Annotated in this window: 21 protein-coding genes; 12 read left to right on the top strand and 9 right to left on the bottom strand. The window is 44.0% G+C overall.

Annotation, left to right across the window (positions count from 1 at the left end; all coding sequences use genetic code 11):
- Positions 1 to 27: 27 nt before the first annotated feature.
- The gene (locus PAP_RS00350) at positions 28 to 447 is read left to right on the top strand and encodes a Tfx family DNA-binding protein (RefSeq protein ID WP_048163987.1); all 420 of its coding nucleotides are present in this window, start codon (positions 28 to 30) and stop codon (positions 445 to 447) included.
- Here PAP_RS00350 and PAP_RS00345 read toward each other — a convergent pair.
- From PAP_RS00345 to tes, 4 genes are read right to left on the bottom strand one after another with little or no spacing between them, the layout of a single operon-like run.
- On the bottom strand, positions 427 to 1,101 hold the full coding sequence (locus PAP_RS00345; RefSeq protein ID WP_048163986.1) for a CidB/LrgB family autolysis modulator: 675 nt from the start codon (positions 1,099 to 1,101) through the stop codon (positions 427 to 429). The two genes, PAP_RS00350 and PAP_RS00345, sit on opposite strands and share 21 nt — an antisense overlap.
- Positions 1,098 to 1,439, bottom strand: a complete 342-nt coding sequence (locus tag PAP_RS00340) for a CidA/LrgA family protein (RefSeq protein ID WP_048163985.1) — start codon at positions 1,437 to 1,439, stop codon at positions 1,098 to 1,100. The genes PAP_RS00345 and PAP_RS00340 overlap by 4 nt, the downstream gene beginning before the upstream one ends.
- A gap of 41 nt (positions 1,440 to 1,480) precedes the next feature.
- Positions 1,481 to 1,759, bottom strand: coding sequence for a DUF3213 domain-containing protein (locus PAP_RS00335; RefSeq protein WP_048163983.1), 279 nt, complete (start codon positions 1,757 to 1,759; stop codon positions 1,481 to 1,483).
- A gap of 10 nt (positions 1,760 to 1,769) precedes the next feature.
- On the bottom strand, positions 1,770 to 3,521 hold the full coding sequence (gene tes, locus PAP_RS00330; RefSeq protein ID WP_048163981.1) for a tetraether lipid synthase Tes: 1,752 nt from the start codon (positions 3,519 to 3,521) through the stop codon (positions 1,770 to 1,772).
- Positions 3,522 to 3,717: 196 nt separating this feature from the next.
- Between tes and PAP_RS00325 the strand changes: the two genes are divergently transcribed.
- From PAP_RS00325 to PAP_RS00280, 10 genes are all read left to right on the top strand, one after another.
- Positions 3,718 to 4,107: a hypothetical protein gene (locus tag PAP_RS00325; RefSeq protein ID WP_048163980.1), complete on the top strand. Its 390-nt coding sequence runs from the start codon at positions 3,718 to 3,720 to the stop codon at positions 4,105 to 4,107.
- Positions 4,076 to 4,663, top strand: a complete 588-nt coding sequence (gene udg / locus PAP_RS00320) for a type-4 uracil-DNA glycosylase (protein WP_048163978.1) — start codon at positions 4,076 to 4,078, stop codon at positions 4,661 to 4,663. Before PAP_RS00325 ends, udg begins: the two co-directional genes overlap by 32 nt.
- A 353-nt stretch (positions 4,664 to 5,016) precedes the next feature.
- Positions 5,017 to 6,627, top strand: coding sequence for a Na+/H+ antiporter NhaC family protein (locus PAP_RS00315; protein ID WP_048165879.1), 1,611 nt, complete (start codon positions 5,017 to 5,019; stop codon positions 6,625 to 6,627).
- A 101-nt stretch (positions 6,628 to 6,728) separates the two neighbouring features.
- Positions 6,729 to 7,634, top strand: coding sequence for a pantoate kinase (locus tag PAP_RS00310; protein ID WP_048163976.1), 906 nt, complete (start codon positions 6,729 to 6,731; stop codon positions 7,632 to 7,634).
- 41 nt (positions 7,635 to 7,675) lie between these two features.
- Positions 7,676 to 9,355 (top strand): ATP-dependent DNA ligase, encoded by a 1,680-nt coding sequence (locus PAP_RS00305; protein ID WP_048163975.1) that lies wholly within the window; start codon positions 7,676 to 7,678, stop codon positions 9,353 to 9,355.
- Between the two features lie 43 nt (positions 9,356 to 9,398).
- Positions 9,399 to 10,073, top strand: a complete 675-nt coding sequence (locus PAP_RS00300) for an eL43 family ribosomal protein (protein WP_048163973.1) — start codon at positions 9,399 to 9,401, stop codon at positions 10,071 to 10,073.
- Between the two features lie 87 nt (positions 10,074 to 10,160).
- Positions 10,161 to 10,739, top strand: a complete 579-nt coding sequence (locus PAP_RS00295; RefSeq protein ID WP_048163972.1) for a winged helix-turn-helix domain-containing protein — start codon at positions 10,161 to 10,163, stop codon at positions 10,737 to 10,739.
- Positions 10,740 to 10,764: 25 nt separating this feature from the next.
- Entirely contained in the window at positions 10,765 to 11,070 is a 306-nt protein-coding gene (locus tag PAP_RS00290; RefSeq protein WP_048163970.1) for a DUF211 domain-containing protein, read from the top strand.
- A gap of 9 nt (positions 11,071 to 11,079) precedes the next feature.
- Positions 11,080 to 11,643 carry an ArsR/SmtB family transcription factor gene (locus PAP_RS00285; RefSeq protein ID WP_048163969.1) on the top strand — a complete coding sequence of 188 codons (564 nt, stop codon included), beginning with the start codon at positions 11,080 to 11,082 and terminating at the stop codon, positions 11,641 to 11,643.
- Between the two features lie 242 nt (positions 11,644 to 11,885).
- Positions 11,886 to 13,229 (top strand): alpha-amylase, encoded by a 1,344-nt coding sequence (locus PAP_RS00280; protein WP_236627015.1) that lies wholly within the window; start codon positions 11,886 to 11,888, stop codon positions 13,227 to 13,229.
- Positions 13,230 to 13,234: 5 nt separating this feature from the next.
- Here the strand turns inward: PAP_RS00280 and PAP_RS00275 are convergent, their stop codons facing one another.
- The 5 genes from PAP_RS00275 to PAP_RS00255 form a co-directional block, all read right to left on the bottom strand.
- Positions 13,235 to 13,834: a hypothetical protein gene (locus PAP_RS00275; RefSeq protein ID WP_048163966.1), complete on the bottom strand. Its 600-nt coding sequence runs from the start codon at positions 13,832 to 13,834 to the stop codon at positions 13,235 to 13,237.
- 68 nt (positions 13,835 to 13,902) lie between these two features.
- Positions 13,903 to 15,345 (bottom strand): bifunctional ADP-dependent NAD(P)H-hydrate dehydratase/NAD(P)H-hydrate epimerase, encoded by a 1,443-nt coding sequence (locus PAP_RS00270; RefSeq protein ID WP_048163965.1) that lies wholly within the window; start codon positions 15,343 to 15,345, stop codon positions 13,903 to 13,905.
- 16 nt (positions 15,346 to 15,361) lie between these two features.
- Entirely contained in the window at positions 15,362 to 15,934 is a 573-nt protein-coding gene (locus PAP_RS00265) for a [protein ADP-ribosylglutamate] hydrolase (RefSeq protein ID WP_048163962.1), read from the bottom strand.
- 7 nt (positions 15,935 to 15,941) lie between these two features.
- A complete protein-coding gene (locus PAP_RS00260; protein WP_048163959.1) occupies positions 15,942 to 17,222 on the bottom strand; it encodes an amidohydrolase family protein in 1,281 nt (426 codons plus the stop codon).
- Positions 17,223 to 17,270: 48 nt separating this feature from the next.
- Positions 17,271 to 18,044, bottom strand: a complete 774-nt coding sequence (locus PAP_RS00255) for an S-methyl-5'-thioadenosine phosphorylase (protein ID WP_048163957.1) — start codon at positions 18,042 to 18,044, stop codon at positions 17,271 to 17,273.
- A gap of 142 nt (positions 18,045 to 18,186) precedes the next feature.
- Between PAP_RS00255 and PAP_RS00250 the strand changes: the two genes are divergently transcribed.
- The gene (locus tag PAP_RS00250; protein ID WP_048163956.1) at positions 18,187 to 18,909 is read left to right on the top strand and encodes a proteasome assembly chaperone family protein; all 723 of its coding nucleotides are present in this window, start codon (positions 18,187 to 18,189) and stop codon (positions 18,907 to 18,909) included.
- The last annotated feature ends 7 nt before the right edge of the window (positions 18,910 to 18,916 follow it).

Below are 18,916 nucleotides of genomic sequence, written 5' to 3'. Positions count from 1 at the left end.
TAAGATGTTTAAATGCAGGTGTTTGCTATGAAGAGCTTCTTAACTGAACAGCAGATTAGAATTTTGCGCTTGAGGGCAAAAGGGTTGAAGCAGAGTGAGATAGCCGAGCTCTTAGGCACTACTAGGGCAAATGTAAGCATATTAGAACACAGAGCCCTCGAAAAAATTGAAAAAGCCAAAAATACGCTTCTCCTTTGGGAGCAGATAAACTCCAAAATAAGCGTTGACATAAAGAAGGGCGAGGACATATTTGACATCCCTCAAAAGCTCTTCAAAAAAGCCGATGATATGAAAGTCCACGTGCCCTACAGCACTGCAGAGATAATAGCTTTTCTGGTCGAGCACGCCCCCATAGATGATAGAATAGCAAAGAGAGATTTCACACTTTTCCTCGACAACCAAGACAAGCTCAAGGTGAGTGAGTGGCTACTTGAGGAGTTCGATTAAATAGGGAAGCACGAGAGATGTGAAGATACCATTTAAAGCCATTCCAAGACCGCTAACAGCACCGCTAAGCTCATCATCGAGTATTATGCGCGCGGTGCCAAGACCATGGGACGTGATTCCCATGGCTAATCCCCTCGCGACCCTATCTTTAATTCTTGCAAGATTTAAGAGCTCAACTCCCACAGCGTTGCCCAGGATTCCCGTCAAAATAACCAAAACCGCAGTTAAAGCCGGAATACCACCTATTTTCTCACTAACTCCTATCGCTATCGCTGTTGTGATGCTCTTGGGAGCTATGCTCAAGAGAACGTCCAAATTTGCACCAAGCCATTTGGCGATATAAAATGCGCTTGCTATAGCCAAAAGTCCTCCAAAGACGACTCCAACAGAGATTTCTTTTGCATATGTTTTCACGATATGCCGCTGCTTGTAGAGGGGAACAGCCAGACTAACAACAGCTGGGCCGAGTAGGAAGCTTATAAAGCGAGCACTCTCCATATAAGAGTCGTAGCTTATTTTAAAACCCTTCAAGATGAGTGATATCACAATTATCGACAGGAGAACCGGATTTAGGTAAAAAACTTTTCTCTTCTCGTAGAACTTTGAAAAAAGGTAAAACACAGCCAGCGTTAAAAAGATGCCAAAGCTGTTCATTTTTTCTCCCCCCGTAGAAGTTCAACGAATTTGGCCGTTAAGAGCAGAGTCAAGAGGAAGCTGACTATCAAAGCTCCAAAAATCGGAATTGCTTGGCTCTTAATTAGGCCCCAATACAAAACAATGCCCACGCCTGGAGGAATGAACATTACACTCATATTTCTAACAAAGAACTCCGCTTCCCTCTCCACATCCTCAAGCTTAACGATATTGGTTAAAAGTGCTAAAGTGAGGAGCATCATGCCTATGACGTTGCCTGGCACTGAAAGCTCAAAGATTTCCGCTATCGCCTCACCCATGAAGAGAAATCCAAAGATTATAGCCAGTCCCTTGTACATGGAAGAAGTTTAGAAAAAGAAAGTTATAAAAGGTTATCCTATCAGGGATTCACGTTCTTCCAGCTCATGCTGTTTTCTATGAGCTCTTCAAGAGTTAAGCGCTCCATACCTATCATATTCGCTCCATAAGGCTCGAAGAGCTTTAAAAGCTCCTCCTTTGAGAGTTTTTTCTCATCAAATACTATAACAGCGCTTTTGGCATATGGGTTTATGGACACCCTGTATGTGGCGAGGTTCTTTGAGAGCTCATACTGCAGAGTTTGCGCCTTCTCTGGAGGGATACTATTAAGATTGAGTTCTATTTTAACTAACTCTTTCATTTCTCTCACCTCACTCGAAGTAGTTCTTGAGCTCAAGATACGTCTTCCTGTAGAGCTCACTTCCCTTCATCTCCTCTATGAACTCCTTGGTTCTAATGTACTTGTCTTTCTTGTATTCCCAATTGGGGTGCAGCTTAAGCCACTCATCCCATGAGTAGCTGAACTGGGCCTGTGCCTTATCCCTATAAAGCTCTGGAATAACATTAAAGGCACAGAACGGAACGATTCTTCCATCTGGCATTGCGTAGTGGATTACGCACCTTTCTACCCTCTGCACATCATAGTTGTACTCATCCTGGAAGTGCATCATTCCAAGGAAAAGCGTTTTATAATGGAATTCTCCCAATGCATCGTAGGTTCCCTTAGCAAAGGCGTTCTTCATTATTTTGAGCACGTCAAAGCTCTTTGGAGCGTATTCCTCATCGTAGAAGCTCTTGAACTTAAGGAATATCTCTGCTCCAACCTTAAGCTTCTCAAGTTTCGGCAGGTGCTTCCACTTGTTGAGCTCCTCCGCCTTTTCTTCAAGGAATTCAACGAAGCCTTCAACGTCGAGGAATCTTGAGATTGGGATTACTCTATCCTCATCAAGGAAAACGTAGGTTGCAGCACCACAGCCAAAGTGAGAGGTCATGTAATATTTTCTATCGGTGAACTCCTCAAAGAATTTCGCTATGTGTCCGGCTATAGGTATCGGATACCAATCTTCTTTAGCTATCGCTCCATTGGTTTGCTCCTCAATTTTTGCTATTGCTCCGGGGATTGTTATTCTAAACATCTGCCTCTCCTTCTTTGGAACCCTCCCCACCATTGAGATGGGCTGGAAGTTGACTCCCCTAATTACATCAAGGTGGTTTAGTCCAAAGTTTATAATTGCCCCAAGCTCATGGTCGTTTACGTTCCTAATAGTTGTGGGCACGAGAACTACTCCTGGGCCGTCTGCTCTCCTAACGTTCTCCAAAATTAGAGGAATCTCCCAGTGGTTCTTCCAATTAGTCTGTGGAGTCATCCCATCGTAGCTTAGGTAGAGGGTGTTTACTCCAGCTTTTCTGATTCTCTTGACGAGTTCCGGCTCAAATGCAAGTCTAATACCATCCGTGTTTAGTTGGATGTGATCATACCCCTCCTCTCTGGCAATTTTAATTATTTCAATGAGATCATCCCTTATTGTTGGCTCTCCACCCGTGAACTGCACCGCATTGGCCCCCACGGGCTGCTCCTTCTTGGCGTTGCGGAGCATCATTCTAATCTGCTCTAAAGTTGGTTCGTAGATTGGTTGACCTTCTTTGGCGTAGAAGAAACAATACCAGCACGATAAGTTACATCTATTTGTCAAAACTATGTTCAAAAGGTTTGTATGTGAGCGATGTCTTGAGCACAAACCACAATCGAGAGGACAGTTAACACCAGTATTCTCAACGTTAAACGTGGTGAGCTTGAAGTCATAGCTCCACTTCATAAAGCGCTCAAACATCTCAACATCTTCATAATAAACATCGGTGAGCATTCCTTCAGGACACTTTTTAGTTATCCAAACTTTACCATCATTTTCCCAGACAAGAGCTTGAACTATGCTCCTCGTTTCTGGGCAAATTGAATATGTCTTGTAAGGTAATCCTTTCCCATAACCAAAAGGAGCATTTTTGAGAAGTTCTTTAAATTCTTCTTCAGTTATTTCAGGATATTCTATAAGTTCACGAATACGCTTAGTTGATTTGGCGAATTCCTTCTCGCCGCTTGGTGTCTCACCCACACTCTCCTCCATACTTATCACCTCTGGTAGATTATTACAAGTAGAAGGTATAAAAAGTTTTGCGTAAATATGCAGATTTAACTTCATAGATATGACCCAATTATATCTCAGTCCTGATTGTGATCATCATGATGCAACTTGTTGCAGTCTTAGGACTATTCCCGAACAAGTTAAATACCCTGAGGAAGTATGTAAAAGGGGTGAAAAGATGCCAGCGCGGGAAATGAGGATGGAAATGTTTGTGCGCTCTCTTCTCAGAAGAGACTTCAGCAGAGCCAAAACACACTTAGAAAAGCTTGAAAAAATTGTTGGAGAAGATGAATGGGGAAAGGGATACAGTAGAGCAATAGAAGGCTTTGTAAGTGCTCTAAAAGACAATGAGAGCGATGCATTGATATTCAAGCTCATAAATGAGTTCGACAGAGAGAAAGCTAAGGAGCTTTTAAAAAACTTTGAGAATATAGTCTCTCATGAGTTTAGAGATGACTATGAGAGAGGATATTACACAGCTTGGAAAGAACTCCTAACCGCATATTTAGCACAGCAAACTTTGGAGAGTGTGAGTCGTGGCAAAGGAAGAACAACTAAGAAAGCTTGAAGAAAAAATAAGGACATGCAAAAAGTGCCCTCTTGGTGAACTTAGAACGAATGCAGTTCCAGGAGCGGGGAGCTACAAAACCAAAGTGATGTTTGTTGGAGAAGCTCCAGGTTACTGGGAAGATCAAAAGGGCCTGCCTTTCGTTGGAAGAGCAGGAAAAGTGCTGGACGAACTTTTAGAGAGCATTGGCTTAAGAAGAGATGAGGTATATATAACGAACATAGTTAAGTGTAGGCCCCCAAACAACAGAGATCCAACTGATGATGAAATTAAAGCCTGCTCTCCTTACTTGGACATTCAAGTAGACATTATAAGACCCAAAGTTATAGTGCCTTTGGGAAGACACTCAATGAGCTACATCCTAAAGAAATTTGGATTTACTCCAGAGCCTATAAGCAAGATACACGGAAAAACATTTGAAGCTAGAACTCTCTTTGGCAAGATTGTCATAATGCCAATGTACCATCCAGCGGTAGCATTGTACCGACCGGTGCTAAAAGAAGAGCTCAAAAAAGATTTTCAGAAAATGAAGGAGATTATAAATAACGTTGTGTAACATTTTCCCACTTAAAATATTTATTGAATATGCATTCATCATCCGAATACTTTTTTGTGTTTAATCTCTATTCCACTACCTTTTTCTAGGATTTTAGGCTTGAAAACATAAGCTTTTTTGGGAAAGGTTTTTATGAAATAAAAGCGCATTAATGGACTTGATAGTACTATAAATAGCAAATACGTTCAAAAACACCAACTACAATACAGTAGCGATATTCGGTATATTGCCATGTTTGTAGAATAATCTTCAAAAATTGTCAGCATAACAAGAAAATCTCCGAAAGATTTATATAAATACCGAAGAAATGCGATTTGCAAAATTCATTCCCAAAAAGTTGGAGGTGTTAAATGATGGGTGATTTTGGTGTGCTCTCGTTGCTGCCGCCATTGGTAGCCATTATATTAGCTATCTGGACAAAGAGGGTTATACTAGCGCTATTTGCAGGTGTTTGGATTGGAGGAGTAATGGCTTCAGGATGGAACCCATTAGGCGGAACCACTCAGAGCTTGGAGTGGATTGTGGCTAATGCCACCGACGACTGGAACGCGAGAATTTTATTATTTGACTTCCTCATTGGAGCTGGTGTTGGACTTATCTACAAGTCCGGCGGTGCAATGGCAATTGGTAAAGCTCTAACAAAGAGGGTAAAAACCAGCAGGGCCGCTTCACTCATGGGCTGGCTCTTGGGTGTTTTGGTGTTCTTCGATGACTACACAAACACAATCATCGTTGGTAACACAATGAGGCCCATAACAGACAGAACAAGAGTTTCAAGAGAAATGCTCGCTTACATAGACGACTCCACAGCCGCTCCAGTAGCAGGTTTGGCCTTAGTCTCAACGTGGATAGGCTATGAGATTGGCCTTATTGGTGATTCATTCAAAGACTTGGGCGTTAACTATGGTGCGTATGCTGCATGGATGTCAAGCGTCCCCTACAGGTTCTACTCAATACTCGCGATAATTCTCGTGTTTATTATCGCTTACACCCAAAGGCACTATGGAGCCATGCTCCACGCCGAGTACAGAACGAGAACAGAAGGAAAAGTCCTCCGCGACGGTGCTAAGCCAATGATGACCACAGAGATTGACTTGGGAGCTCCAAAGGAAGGAGGAACCGTCCACTTCTTCATATGGCCAATCCTAGCCCTCGTGTTCATTACACTCTATGGAATGTGGTACACGGGTGGCGGTGGAGAAACATATGCCGCTGCAGGGAGCTTCAAAGATGGAATAATGGAAGTCCTCTCAAACTCTGATCCTGCCACAGCTTTGCTCTGGGGTTCATTCACCATGGTAGTCTTAGCGTTTGCCCTTGTCGTTGGAACAAGACACATGACAATTGAAGAAGCCGAAACAGCCATAGTTCAAGGTATGAAGCAGATGATTATCGCCAACACAATCTTAGTATTGGCATGGAGCATTAAGAGCGCCGCTGATGCTGTTGGAACCGCTCCATACGTAGTTGACTTAGCCAAGAGTGCTGGAATTACAGGAGGGCTTGTTCCACTAATCGTATTCCTCATCGCAATGTTCATCTCATTCACAACAGGAACTTCATGGGGTACATTCTCAATCATGATGCCAATAGCTATCCCATTAGCCTATGGAGTCACCGGAAGGGTCGGTCCAGAGGTCTTCGCAGCTATAGGTGCAGTCTTTGCTGGAGGTATCTTCGGAGACCACTGCTCACCAATAAGCGATACCACAATTATGAGTTCAATGTTCTCTGGAAGCGACCACATAGACCACGTCACAACGCAGGTGCCCTACGCAGTAACTGCTTCCTCAGTCGGCTTGATACTCTACATCCTCTTCGCAATAGGCATTAAAAGCTGGGTTGTACTCCTTCCACTCGGTATTGTACTCCTAGTAGGCGCTTGGTACTTCCTAAGCGAGTGGTACGGGAAGAAATACGGCATTCCACATGGAAAAGTGCCCACCTATGTAGTTGAGGAGTGACAAAAGTACTGTTGAACCACAAATTTTTCCTTTATTTTGTTTTCCCCCATTTTCACCAATTTTAAAAACCCAAACTCCAACTTTTCTTGGAGGTGAGTCAGATGATTAGAACATTTATTCCAGCTCACATAACAGCTTTCTTCGTTCCAAAGTTTAATGAAAATCCTCTATTAGCCGGTTCTTTAGGAGCAGGCGTTAATTTGAATAAAGGCGTGAACCTTTTTCTAAACTTGGAAGGTGGAGTAGAGAGGCACATTCATGTAGCATTCGACGGCAAGCCCGTGGGAAAGGAGAGTGCTAAAATAAGCTATTCCGTTGCAGATGAGATAATCCCAAAAGAAAACATTGGTGAAGTGGAGATTTGGCAGTACTTCGATTTTCCTAACGGATACGGCTTTGGGAATAGTGCCGGGGGAGCGTTAGGAACAGCCTTAGCCCTAGCCTATGTTTTTAAGAACAAAACTTTCCTCCAAGCAAGCCAAATAGCACACAAATACGAGGTTTTAAACAAAGGAGGCCTTGGCGATGTCATAGCTCAAGTACATGGGGGAATTGAGATAAGAGTTAAAGCTGGAGCCCCGGGTATTGGGGTTGTTGACAATATCTTCTTTGAGGATTACAAAATCTTAGCTGTCCCTCTTGGGCGCTTATCAACAAGGAATGTTTTGGATAGCGATGTAGTGAAAATTATAGAAGTGGAAGGGCAAAAGGCCTTAAGAGAGCTTTTAAAAGAGCCAAAAGTAGAGAATTTAATGCGCTTGTCGAGGAGCTTTGCCGAAAATACTGGGCTTTTAAGCGGTGAGCTCTTGGAGATAGCCAAAGAACTCGATAAAGTGCTAAAGCTTCCAAGTTCAATGGTTATGCTAGGAAAGAGCTTGTTTGCATTTTTGAAAGATGGGGAGATATCGAACGTGCAGGAGGTTCTTAAGGATCTTTCGATTGAAAGGTACGAGATATGTGATGTTTGGAGGGGAAGGCCAAAGGTGGAACGGTGGATAGGAGAATAATTTTTATTTCCCAACGCTAATTTTCTATTTAGGTGGGAGGAATGAAGTATAAAGAACTCGCTGAGCTTTATAGAAACTTAGAAAAAACCTCATCAAAGATACTAAAGACAAAGTTTGTAGCAGAGTTTTTAAAGAGCGTTGAAAAGCCCGAGCTCTTGGAGATAATCCCATATATGATTCTTGGAAAAGTCTTTCCCGACTGGGATGAACGCGAGCTTGGAGTCGGTGAAAAGCTCTTAATTAAAGCAGTTTCGATGGCTACAGGCATTGATGCCAAAGAGATTGAGGAATCAATTAAGGATACGGGCGATTTAGGAGAGAGTGTTGCTCTAGCCCTGAAGAAAAAGAAGCAGAAAAGCTTCTTTGCTCAGCCCTTAACCATAGAGCGCGTTTATAAAACGCTCGTTAAAGTTGCGGAAACGAGCGGAGAGAGAAGCCAAGATAGAAAGCTCAAGCTTTTAGCCAATCTCTTTATGGACGCTTCTCCCGAAGAAGGAAAGTATTTGGCGAGAACTATTCTAGCGACTATGAGAACGGGAGTTGCTGAAGGCCTTTTGAGAGATGCAATAAGCGAGGCCTTCAAAGTTAAAGTTGAGCTGGTCGAGAGAGCTTTCATGCTCACAAGCGACTTTGGATACGTGGCTAAGGTGGCAAAACTTGAAGGAAACGAAGGCCTCTCCAAAGTGCACATTCAAGTTGGAAAGCCAATACGACCAATGCTGGCTCAGCAGGCACCAAGCGTGAAAGATGCTCTACTCGAAATGGGCGGCAAAGTCGAGTTCGAGATAAAGTACGATGGGGCGAGGGTGCAGGTGCATAAAGACGGCAATGAAGTGGTGATATACTCAAGGAGACTGGAGAACGTTACCAAATCAATTCCCGAAGTTGTGGAGAGAGTTAGAAAGGCCATAAAGGCCGAGAGGGCAATAATTGAAGGCGAGCTTGTTGCTATAGGTGAGGAAGGAAGACCCAAACCGTTCCAATTCGTCTTAAGGCGTTTCAGGCGCAAATATAATATAGAGGAGATGATTGAAAAGATTCCTCTCGAGCTGAACCTCTTTGATGCCCTCTACATTGATGGGGAAGGATTGATAGATTTGCCTCTAAAGGAGCGTAGAACAAGGCTTGAGAGTATTGTAGAGGAGAGCGAAAGCATAAAGCTTGCTCAAAAGCTCGTAACACAAAATGTCGAAGAAGCTGAGCGCTTCTATAATGAGGCTCTAAAGATGGGGCATGAGGGCTTAATGGCCAAAAGGCTTGACTCAGTTTATGAGCCAGGAAACAGAGGTAAGAAGTGGCTTAAGATTAAACCGACGATGGAAAACCTTGATTTAGTAATTATCGGAGCAGAATGGGGCGAAGGAAGAAGGGCGCATGTGTTTGCATCCTATCTCCTTGGAGCCTACGACCCAGAGCGCGGAGACTTCGTCCCTGTCGGCAAGGTAGGGAGTGGCTTCACAGACGAAGACTTGTTGGAGTTCACGAAAATGCTTAAGCCCCTCATAATAAAAGAAGAAGGCAAAGAAGTTGTGATAGAGCCTAAAGTGGTCGTGGAGATAGCATATCAGGAGATTCAGAAGAGTCCGAAGTATGAGAGCGGCTTTGCATTGAGATTCCCGCGCTACGTAAGCCTCAGAGAAGACAAAAGCCCTGAGGAAGCCGATACCATAGAGAAAGTGGCACAGCTCTATGAACTCCAGGAGAGAATGAGGGGGAAATAACGAAAAAGGTATAAAGAAAGAGTGCACATAAAACTTGAGGCTTATGAAATTAGTGCCCAGTGTAGCTTATCTCCGCGTTTACAAGCAGGCCTTTGTAGGCTACTCAATGGCATTGGCTGGATGGATAGGAGAGTACTTGGTTAATCAAAGCTCTCTCCCAAAACCCATATTTTTCTCACGCGCTTTGAGGAAGCTTAATTTTAAGTTTATGGGCGAAGAGAGGGAAGAAGATGAGATAATCCAGTTCTTTGCGAACAAAAAAGTCGGTGTAACAGTTTCCCATGAGCCTTTTAATGACACACTTTTCCTTCAAATTTACCCATTAAAAAGGAGAATCTCCTCAGCTATGACAGTTAGAGCTCAATACATAGAGTTCTACGACCAGTTTGTAGTTTCCATAGAACCTGCCCAAAGACTCCCTAGGGGAGTTAGAAGCCTCGGCATAAATCCACTCATTTTGGAGGAGGACTATCCTCTAAGCATGCCCTATTGGGGCATGGTTCACGAGGATTGGGAGAATGATTTGAAGCTCTTGGTTATGCTCAACGAGATTTTTGATGAGCTCAATGATAAGGAATACCGCTGTCCGGTCTGCTTCTCTCCACTTAGAAGAGAAAGCTATTCTCTAAAATGTGACACTTGTGGGTTCACGTTCGTTGGAGAAGAGGACTTTGCTGAGGTTATTGAGCAAACGGGAGAAGAGGAATTTGCATTTTAGAAGGATTACTCACCCCCTATTTCAGGGAAAAGGTTATATTGCATAACGTTTAAACAACAATTAGAACGTTAAAATTGGGTGGTCGAGATGAATAGGAAGGTCAAAACTATTACTGATCCAAAGGTAATCAAGTTAATGCTTGAAGATACGAGAAGGCATATCTTAAGACTCCTGAGAGATAGAGAGATGACTATTTCTCAGCTTTCAGAGATATTAAAGAAAACACCTCAAACGATATATCACCACGTAGAAAAGCTAAAGGAAGCGGGATTAGTCGAGGTTAAGAGAACTGAGATGAAAGGCAATCTTGTGGAGAAGTACTACGGGAGGACAGCAGATGCTTTCTATATAAACCTCTATTTAGGTGACGAAGAGCTCCGCTACTTAGCAAGAACGAGGCTAAAAACGAAGCTTGAAATCTTCAAAGCTTTGGGCTTTAAGTTCGATGAGAATGAGCTCCTCAACATAATGGACAAAATTACCGAAAAAGAGCATGAGACCAAAATGAAGATATCTAAAATGATCGAAGAAAAAGAAGAGAATCTGAAGGAATTCTCAAACGAAGATATTATTGCCGCTATAGAATGGCTTGCTATGGCAGAGCTGAGCAGGAATGAAGAGTTCTTAGAGCTCTTCAAAAAGCTGGGCGAAATACTTAAAATCTGAGCTTAGATTTGAGTAGGGGGAAATTATGGCAAGAGGAATTAGGTTATTGGTATTAGACGTTTTAAAGCCTCATCAGCCAATGGTTACAGAGCTGGCATTAGGACTGAGCGAGCTCAGAGGAGTGGATGGTGTCAACATAACGCTCGTAGAAATTGACAAAGAAACAGAGAACATCAAAATAACAATAGTTGGGGATAACTTGGACTACGATGAGATAGTCAGGACGATTGAAGAATTCGGTGGGGTTGTGCACAGCATAGACATGGTAGCTGCAGGGAAGAGGATAATTGAGGAGAGCGAGACTCCTCAGGATAAGCTCGAAGAATTTTGAGGGTCTGCCATGAGAGATGTAATCGTAGTAACTGAGCCTGATATGATAAAGCTCTTAGCAGAGGAAACGCGTTTTAAAATCCTCAGTCAGCTGAGAGACCGACCAATGACAATAAGCGAGCTAAGCGAGCGTTTGAAAAGGGATAGATCTACAATCTACCGTCATGTTAAGGCACTGGAAGATGCGGGATTTTTAGAGAAGGTCGCCAAGGAAAGAAACGAAGTACTCTACGCAAGGAGTGCTAGAATCTTTTTAGTAAAGCCCTACGGAGAAGATGAAGAGGTAGTTGCTTTCAGAATTCAGTATTTACAAGTAGAAGCAGAGCGAATTTGTTCCATACTCAAAAGGGCAGGCTTTGAAATAAAAAACGAAGAAAAGACAGTAAACCTTATTCGAGACATCTTACGAGAAATAGAAGAGAAGGCGAGGGAGCCAATAAAAAAAGTTGAGAACGTTGAAATGAGCGAAATAGAGCTCTTTCATTTTTTAAATATTCTTGTCTTTCTTAACTCATGCGAATTCTGCGATAAGGCTAGGCAGCTGAAGAAGATGATAGGATTAGATGGGTACTGATGTTCATTTTTCTGTCCCGCCATAGCAATTCCGTAATTTTCCCAATACTGCTATGGCTGTCCGCAAGATAACATTTTCCACTATTTGTACCACAATGTCCAAAACTTTGCAACAATGCCCGAAAATAGAAAAATTTAAATATTTCACTGCCAGTGATATATTTTGAGCACGAAATATTTGCCGACCAGCAGGGGGAGGTGAAAGTGCGGACAGGTCTTAAAAAAGTTCTGGCCATTTTTGGCCTGCTCTTGATAGTGCTATCATTCACAGCAGAGCAAGCAATAGCACTATCCCCAGAAGAAGGCGGAGTAATGATGCAAGCGTTCTACTGGGACGTTCCGGAGGGTGGAATATGGTACGACACAATAAGGGCCAAAATTCCCGATTGGGCTGCTGCTGGAATAACTTCCATCTGGCTCCCGCCGCCATCCAAGGGCATGAGCGGAGGCTATTCGATGGGTTATGATCCCTACGACTACTTTGACCTCGGCGAATACTATCAGATGGGAACGGTAGAGACTCGCTTCGGTTCAAAGCAAGAGTTAATAGACCTCATAAACACTGCCCACTCCTATGGGCTTGAGGTCTACGCCGACATAGTAATAAACCACCGCGCCGGCGGCGATTTGGAGTGGAACCCCTTTGTGAACGACTACACATGGACGGACTTTTCTAAAGTTGCCTCGGGCAAGTACACCGCCAACTACCTCGACTTCCATCCCAACGAGCTTCACGCCAGTGATGCTGGAGCTTTCGGCGGCTATCCGGATATATGCCACGACAAGAGCTGGGATCAGTACTGGCTCTGGGCGAGCAGTGAGAGCTATGCGGCATATCTTAAAAGCGTCGGCTTCGATGGGTGGCGCTTCGATTACGTCAAGGGCTATGACCCGTGGGTCGTGAAGGACTGGCTCAGCTGGTGGGGCGGCTATGCAGTCGGAGAGTACTGGGACACCAACGTAAACCTCGTCTTGGACTGGATAAGAGGAAGCGGGGCCAATGCTTTTGACTTCGCGCTCTACTACAAGATGGATGAGGCCTTTGACAACACTAACATCCCCGCACTCGTCTCCGCCATACAGAACGGACAGGTTTTAGTTGCGGTTGATCCCTTCGATGCGGTAACCTTTGTGGCAAATCACGACACGGACATAATATGGAACAAGTACCCAGCATACGCATTCATTCTCACCTATGAGGGACAACCAACGATATTTTACCGGGACTACGAAGAGTGGCTCAACAAGGACAGGCTCACCAACTTAATCTGGATACACAACAACCTGGCGGGCGGAACCACGGAAATAGTTTACTACGACAGCGATGAGCTTATCTTTGTGAGGAATGGCTATGGAAGCAAGCCCGGACTGATAACATACATCAATCTCGGAAGCGGCTGGGCAGGAAGGTGGGTCTATGTTCCGAAGTTCGCCGGTTCAACGATACATGAATACACCGGCAACCTCGGGGGATGGGTCGATAAGTGGGTCGATTCAAACGGATGGGTATATCTTGAGGCGCCACCTCACGATCCGGCCAATGGTTATTATGGCTACTCCGTCTGGAGCTACGCGGGGATTGGCTGAACTCTTCATTCTTTTTTCGGCCCACACCCTTTTTCGTTTATTGTTACGACCTCGTCGGAGAGATACGTTCCCTCCACTTTCTCTGTTTGGCAGACAATCGTCCCGTTTGCTCCAGCAATCCTCACGAAAATTCCCCATGTCCTGCCGACGACCTCGACGGTGTCGCTGACGCACTCCGTTGTGTTGGAAGCCTTAAAGAGAAACCAGACTATGGACTTCCGCTCAACGGTGTGTCCGAGATAAGTACCATTAACACACGCCTGAAGGGTTATTTTTCTCGTTAAGGCAGCAGTAAGACTATCGGAGCAGTTCTCCCAATCTCGGACGATAAAGGTTCCGTTTTCCCAGTCGGCGCGACAGTAAAGCGTCTCCTCTTTGTCCTGAACCTCTGCTACCACATAATCCGGATTGATGTCGAAGGTTTTCTCAACACGAATGTAACGGGAACCATCAGGGGAGAGTTCGAATTTGAAGAGAGCAACGTGGGTAACCTCGTTCGGGTAGCTCATAAGCAGCTGAACCCCATTAAATTCCGCTGGTGTGCTGAAGTAAGCATCAACGATGATAGGGTATTTTTCCTCGGCCAGCCACTGAATGAAGAGCATGGAGGCAAAAAGAACCACAAAAAGAAAAACAAGGGCCTTCCCCAGTTTTTCCTATCCATAAAAACCCCTCAGAACTCCACCACCCACCTGATCGCGTGCGGGACTTTTTTAGCAACCTCCAGCGCAGTGAAGTTCTCCCCCATCTCTTCTTTTACCCTATCCCCCGCTAATCCATTAAGGAAAGCTCCGACTGAAGCCGCTCTAAATGGTGAATTTCCAATGGCAAGCAAAGCTCCAACAAGACCAGCTAAAACATCGCCAGTTCCTCCAGTAGTCATCCCTTTGTTGCCTGTTTTATTGTACTTCCAAGTCTTCCCATCGCTTATTATATCATAAGCTCCTTTGAGCAAGATTGTGCCGTTAATTTCTCTCGCCTTCTCGGTGACGAGCTTTGCTTTTTTCTCTAAGCTCCCCTCAGGCTTTTCACCAAAGAGAATCTTGAATTCCCCAGCATGTGGAGTTAAAACAAAAGTTTTATCCCTTAAAACGCTCAGGTCCTCAGCTATGACCTTGAGAGCGTCAGCATCAATTACCATTGGCTTCTTGCAGTGCTTAACGAATTCTCTTACAAATTCTTTAGTCTCCTCACTCAATCCAATCCCCATTCCAATTGCTATGGCATCAACCTTTTCTGCTAAAGCCAAGACTTCCTCCAGGTGCTCTTTTGAGAAGTTCTTACCTTTAACGGGTCTCAAGATTAAGTCTGGGTCGTTTATTCTCCTCGCACTTTCTTCAGGCATTGATAGATAAACGAGGTCAACTAAATAGGAAGCAGCTTTTGAAGCTAAATAAGGTGCCCCAAAGTAGTTCTCGCTTCCTCCGATTATCAAAACTTTGCCATTTTGACCCTTATACTCTCCTTTTTTCCTTAACGCAAACTTTGCATCCCCTGGACCAACTAAGTGGTAGAGCTCCTTTGGATAGCCAATCTTTGCTATTATCCTTTCAAAACCTTCGTATTCCTCTTTGTCCCATTGGAAAGTTACTGCAAAGTCGCAAGTTACCCTAACGCTCGAGGGATAACCGCTCGGCAGATCAACACTAACTATCTTAGCTTTTCCAGCATATTCATTGATTTTCTCAACAGCGCTCCTTATTGGCTCTCTCGGCTCTCCCTTAGTTCCCGCGCCGAGTAAAGCATCAACTATGACATCAAAACCTTTCAAATCCAGAGCTTTTATTTGACTTGAGTCTTTGAGAACTTTAATCTTTACAAAATCGAGCTTTTTGAGAATTTCCCAGTTGTGCTTTGCCTCTTCGCTCCTGATTTTCACCTCATCGCCGACCAAAAAGAGAGTAACATTATTTTCAAAGCTCAAGTGCCTCGCTATTACAAAGCCGTCTCCGCCGTTGTTGCCTGTTCCGCAGAAAATCGCTACTTTTAAGTTTTTTCCAAACTTCTCTTCAATTATCCTCGCCACACCTGCCCCAGCATTTTCCATCAATTGAAAAGGTGAAATGCCGAGCCACTTAGCGTTTATATCCCATATGTAAACATCCTCAATTTTCATGAGCACCACCTCAAATTCAGCCTAAGATTTTCAAAGCCCTTTCAGCATCTTTCTTTGAATAAAGCACAAGATAAACTTCTTTAACACTCTCAGCTTCCCCTGAAAACTCTTCCACAACTTTAAGGAAAGTTTTAACGACCTCTCCCAATGGGCACCCATAGATGCCGGCACTTATGGCTGGAAATGCAATTGAAGAAATGTTTAGCTCTTCAGCCTTTCTCAAAGCTCCAAGAATAGCTTTCTTCAGCTTCTCCTTTAAGTTCTCATCCCATTTTCCACCACAATAAGGTCCAACCGTGTGGATAACATATTTTATTCCAAAGCGCTCCATGTTTAAAGCGGGCGTAACAACGACTTCACCGTGCTCAATGTGATTTCTCCCAATCTGCTCTCTCATAGCCTCTTTGCTAATTTTGATGTATTCATAAGGGTCTCCAGCTGCAGCTTTGGCAATGGCTAAAGCTACTCCCCCGCCATGCTCCAAATATTTGTTTGCTGCATTAACTATCGCTTCAGCTGGAAGCTTAGTTATGTCCCCTTGAGCGAGCTTAAAGGTTAAATTTCCAAAGGTAAGTTCTGTTAAATTCATAAAGCCATCACCTTGACAACAAATCTTCAGCCACCTTTTGAGCCTTATCCAACACCTTCTCTTCATCAAAGCTCAAAACTTCCCTATCAAGCATCAAAATTTTTCCATTAACTATTGTGGTCTCGACATCGCTTCCATTTGCAGAATAAACGAGGTGGCTTATAATATTGTGAATCGGTCTTAGGTGAGGCTTGTTGAAGTCAATTATAACCAAATCTGCCAAAGCGCCTTCTTTTATTACTCCAGTGTTCAGCTTTAGCGCTTTTGCTCCATTTTGGGTCGCCATCTTAAAGACCGTGTACGCATTGGCTATGGTTGGATCCAATGTGTGTACCTTGTGGAGGAGAGCAGCTAACTTCATCTCCTCAAGCATATCCAAGTTGTTGTTGCTCGCATCTCCATCTGTGGCGAGGGAAACATTCACCCCGGCTTCTAAAAGCTCCCTTAGAGGCATCACTCCACTCGCAAGCTTCATATTCGAAGCGGGATTGTGAGCCACTGTTACACCACGCTTTTTGAGAATACTGATGTCCTTTTCACTCAACCAGACCCCATGTGCAATAATCACATCGTCCCTCAAGAAACCAATCTCATCCAAAAGCTCGACTGGACTTTTGCCGTACTGCTCTTTAATTTGCTCAACTTCAGTTTTAGTTTCGCTAACGTGGATTGTGACCATTTTACCATGCTCATCGGCCAATTCCCTAATCCTTCTCAAAAATCCTGGGGAGCATGTGTAAGGTGCATGGGGCCCAAAAATGAATTCTATCCTATCAGAGTTGAGCTTTTGTATGAATTTTAAGGTTCTCAAAGCCTCTTTAATCTCACTCTCGGCCTTCTCCTCACTGCTTAAATCTACCACACCATAAGTCAAATAAGCTCTAAGTCCAGCCTCATTAACAGCGTTAGCAACTTCATCCATGTGAAAGTACATATCAACAAATGTAGTTGTCCCGCTCTTTATCATCTCCAAAGCCCCAAGGAGAGAACCCCAATAGATGTCCTTTGGAGTAAGCTTCCTTTCAAGTGGCCATATGTGGTTTTGGAGCCACTCCATTAAGGGCAGATCATCAGCTAGACCTCTAAAGAGCGTCATTGCTAAGTGCGTATGGGTGTTGATAAATCCCGGAGAAATAACTTTGCCCTTCGCATCTATCACCACATCAGCACTCTCTTTTAAGCCCTTTCCAACCTTCACAATTTTGTTACCCTCTACATAAACATCGGCATCCATAATTTCAAGGCTCTCACCGTAGATTACTCTCCCATTCTTAATCAAAATGCTCATCGCTCTCACCTTAAAATAAAAAGGGGACGGAAGGGAATATAAACCTTGCTAAACAAAAGCCGTCTTAAGCACATCAGCACAGCCGCACTTCCTCTCTTCAGGTATCTTAGGAACGCCCTCTTGAAGTATCTTTCTAATCTTCTCCTCGTTCTCTTTCATGACCCTAACGACTTCTTGGGCATCCACAGGCTTTTCAGCCCAAACGTCGTAGTCTGTAATTGCCGCTATGTTAACATAGCACATTCCGAGCTCCCTAGCGAGTACAATCTCTGGAACGAGCGTCATTCCAATTATGTGGGCATAACTCCTGAACATCATAGATTCAGCCCTCGTTGAAAAGCGCGGCCCCTCAATGCACACATAAGTGCCCTTCTCATGAGTGTCGTAGCCCAGGCCCTTAGAGGTCTCTATGAAAACTTTCCTCATCTCTGGGCAGAATGGGTCTGCCATGCTGAAGTGAGCCACTCTAGGCCCGTTGTAGAAGGTGTATTCCCTCTTTTTGGTGAAGTCTATAAACTGGTCGGTAATTACTATGTCTCCGGGCTTGTATTCTTCCCTGAGGGAACCTACAGCTGTAATACCTATTACACGCTCGACGCCGAGCTCATGGAGGGCCCAAATGTTCGCTCTATAGTTAACCTCGTGGGGTGGGATATCATGAGTTTTTCCATGCCTTGGGAGGAAAGCAATCTCAACACCGTTGATTTCGCCTATCTCCACTGGAGCTGAAGGTCTTCCGTAAGGTGTGTGCACTTTTATGCTTTCCTTGGGGTCAAAGACTCCGTAAACACCAGAACCACCAATTATCCCGATCTTTGGCATTGACATCACCTTGTTAATTTCTTAGAGTTGGTTTATTTAAGGTTATCCTAAGATAGCAAATCAACTGAAAAGAGTCCACATGTTCCAGAGCAGGAAATAAAGTTTAATAGTCATGAAAACTAATTTATTCTAGGGTGATCCCATGGAAAAGCCCGTCGAGCTGATTCTCCCAAAAATTGACAATCCCCTCTTCATAGAAGGTTATCCTGGAATTGGATTAGTTGGGCACATAGCGGCTAATTTTTTAGCAAAAGAGCTTGATATGAAGATGATAGGCTACATTGAGAGTCCTTTCATACCTCCTCTAACTTTAGTCCTCGAAGGGAAGCCAAATCCACCCCTGAGGTTCTATGGAAAAGACAACATTATCCTGGCCATCGCTGATATATACACGCCACCAACACTTGTTAATGAAATAGCGAGAGAAATAGTGGGATACCTCAAAGAAACCGGCGCCCAGAAAGTTATCTCTCTCGGAGGCATGGGGATAGGAGTTTTCAAAGAGGATATGAACGTTTGGGGTGTTGGAGGGAGCGAGGAAGAGAACAAAGAACTTGAAGAGCTGGGAGTTAAAATACTCAACTACGGCTCTATAACCGGAATGAGTGGAAAACTTCTTTGGGAAGCGAGCAAAGAAGGGTTAAAGAGCTACGTCCTTCTTGGAGAGACTTTTGGAGATAGGCCCGACCCGAGAGCAGCTGCAAATGTCATTGAAATCATCAAAAAGCTCATACCCATTGAAGTTTCGACAGAGCCCCTTTTAAAAGAAGCCCAGATGATTGAGGAGCAACTTAGGAGAATGCACGAGCAGATGGAGAAAGCGAGGAGGAGAGCCGAGAAAGAGTATGAAAGCGTCTATTTGTGAGGTGAGA

Origin of the sequence: Palaeococcus pacificus DY20341, assembly GCF_000725425.1 — an archaeon.
GTDB classification, from domain to species: Archaea; Methanobacteriota_B; Thermococci; order Thermococcales; family Thermococcaceae; genus Palaeococcus; species Palaeococcus pacificus.
The sequence above is the reverse complement of the archived record's forward strand: the minus strand, read 5'-3'. Positions and strand labels throughout refer to the sequence as shown.